At 43.3% G+C, this 917-nt stretch carries 2 protein-coding genes; both read right to left on the minus strand.

The window, feature by feature from the left end:
- Positions 1-339, minus strand: a 339-nt coding sequence (gene traF, locus A3762_RS20540; protein ID WP_231878881.1) for a conjugal transfer protein TraF, incomplete at its 3' end; no start/stop codon positions are given.
- Positions 340-444: 105 nt separating this feature from the next.
- Positions 445-917: Rrf2 family transcriptional regulator (locus A3762_RS20545; protein ID WP_156493634.1), on the minus strand; the 473-nt coding region annotated here is incomplete at its 5' end.

The following is a 917-nucleotide window of genomic DNA, read 5'->3' on the forward strand; positions in this document are numbered from 1 at the left end:
GCCCGCAATATTGTTTTCAACGTCAGTAATCGCACCTTCAAATGGTTTGATGAAATCATCATCGAAGTCATCCACGACATCGCGAAGCTCAGCTTCATCACTTGCTATTGCGTTTACTGATGGAAGTAACATGCCAAATCCATCGCGTTTTTCAGGCTGTTTTACTGCCAGTAAAGCCGGATTAAAAAAGCCTGCCGCAGCAGGACGTGCAGACGCAACGCCTACACCACCCATCGCCATCGCGCGACTATCAATAAAATTTGGTGCACCTGCAAATGCTTGTGCTGCAAAGAAAAAGCTGCCTGAAACAAACAAGGCACTCTTTTTAATGTATGGCATGATTCATCCTTTCAATCGTTAATATTTCGCCTCTTCTAGGCGCGATAATTTGAGTATAGATTGAAAGAATGAAAACGCTCGGTGAGTTCTTAGATTGGCAGAAACTTAATGGACGACCTTGCCTTCGGCGAGTTCTCGTAGACTGACTTGAGCAAACTTTTCCTTGATGAAACCATCTAATACTTGGCTCACATCAGCGATATTCTTCTGAGCTCCTGATTGTGGAAAAGCGCGATAAATAGGCGGAGATTTTCGAATCGCAGATAAAATATCTGCCACGCTAATCAAATCACTAGAGCGTGCTAAGACAAAACGATCGCCCTCTGAGCCCGCATCTATAATCAGCTTTTTCTTAAGCAGTGTTTCGACAACTTGGCGAATTAATAAGCCCGGAATATTTGGCGTTGTTTCAAGCTCTGCTTGTTTAATCGGTTTACCGTTTTTTTCTTGAGCCTGAGTAATTGAGACCATGACCTGCAAGGCAATTTTCTCTAATGCGATGGGTGACCCGCGCATATCAAGCGAGCGTGTAATGTAATTATCATTCTGAACATAAAACGCTATAACAGAGCCTAGTA

The sequence above is a fragment of the Oleiphilus sp. HI0125 genome (assembly GCF_001635355.1).